Source organism: Methylobacterium sp. Leaf89 (assembly GCF_001422215.1).
Taxonomy (GTDB): Bacteria; Pseudomonadota; Alphaproteobacteria; order Rhizobiales; family Beijerinckiaceae; genus Methylobacterium.
The window spans coordinates 1-1,059 of the sequence record NZ_LMML01000014.1; the positions used below are offsets into that span (position 1 = coordinate 1).

The 1,059-nt window shown below is 67.8% G+C and carries 1 protein-coding gene; it reads left to right on the plus strand.

Annotated elements, in window-relative coordinates; genetic code table 11:
• A partial coding sequence (locus tag ASF18_RS08020; protein ID WP_162239164.1) for a calcium-binding protein occupies positions 1-1,059 on the plus strand: 1,059 nt, incomplete at both ends.

The window sequence follows — 1,059 nt, forward strand, 5'->3', positions numbered from 1 at the left end:
CGGCGACACCGTCATCGAGTACACCAACCAGGGCACCGACACCGTCCGCGCCGCGATCTCCTACGCGCTCACCGCCAACGTCGAGAACCTGACGCTCACGGGCACGGGCACCATCGACGCCACCGGCAACACGCTCGCCAACATCCTCACCGGCAACGAGGCTGCCAACACCCTGTCGGGGGGGGCCGGCGATGATCGGCTCGTCGGTCTTGGGGGCAACGACATCCTCGACGGCGGCGTCGGCAACGACACCATGGTCGGCGGCAGCGGCGACGACACCTACGTCGTCAACGCGCGCGGTGACGGGGTCATCGAGGCCGCCAGGGAAGGCATCGACACCGTTCTGGCGTCGATCAGCTACGACCTCGGCGCCCATGTCGAGACCCTGACCTTGACCGGCACGGCCGATCTCAAGGGCACCGGCAACGACCTCGACAACATCCTCATCGGCAACACGGGCAACAACCAGCTCTACGGTGGTGCCGGCAACGACCGCCTCGACGGCGGCCTCGGCACCGACACCATGGCGGGCGGCACCGGCAACGACACCTATGTCGTGGACAATGCCGGCGACTCCGTCATCGAACTGGCCAATCAGGGCACCGACACGGTCGAGGCCTCGCTCTCGTACACCCTGGGCAGCGGGGTCGAGACCCTGATCCTGACCGGCTCGTCCGACATCGACGGCACCGGCAATGCTCTGGCCAACGTGCTGACCGGCAACGCGGGGGACAATCATCTCTCCGGGGGCGCCGGCAACGACACCCTCTCCGGCGGGGCCGGCAACGACACGCTCGATGGCGGCACCGGCAACGACACCCTCTCCGGCGGCACGGGCGACGACACCTACATCGTCGACAGCCCGACCGAACGGGTGATCGAACTGGCCGGGGAAGGCACCGACACGGTCCTGGCCTCCGTGACGTTCAAGCTGCAGGGCAACCTGGAGACCCTGACGCTGACGGGCACCGACGCCATCAACGGGACGGGCAACTTCCAGTCCAACATCCTGATCGGCAACAGCGCCGCCAACATCCTCGACGGCAGCGGCGGCAAGGA